Source organism: Gemelliphila asaccharolytica, assembly GCF_001553005.1.
Classification (GTDB): domain Bacteria; phylum Bacillota; class Bacilli; order Staphylococcales; family Gemellaceae; genus Gemelliphila; species Gemelliphila asaccharolytica.
On sequence record NZ_KQ959910.1, the window covers coordinates 3648 to 3907 of the forward strand.

Genomic DNA, 260 nt, shown 5'->3' on the forward strand with positions numbered 1-260 from the left:
AAGACAATCTAAAAGCTGAAATCGATAAAATAACAAATAGTATAGAAGGAATTGATAAAGTTTTTGGCAAAGTAAAAGAAAAAGCAAAAGAAGATATAGATAAATATGACAATCTATCTAAAGAAGAAAAAGACAATCTAAAAGCTGAAATCGATAAAACAACAAATAGTATAGAAGCAATTGATAAAGTTTTTGACAAAGTAAAAGAAAAATTAAAAGCAGTGATAGATAAACTTGACAATTTATCTAAAGAAGAAAAA

General features: G+C 23.8%; 1 protein-coding gene. It reads left to right on the plus strand.

Features of this window, described 5'->3' with window-relative positions; translation table 11 throughout:
* The coding region (locus tag HMPREF1871_RS06340) for a GA module-containing protein (RefSeq protein ID WP_198145789.1) at positions 1 to 260 on the plus strand (260 nt) is incomplete at both ends.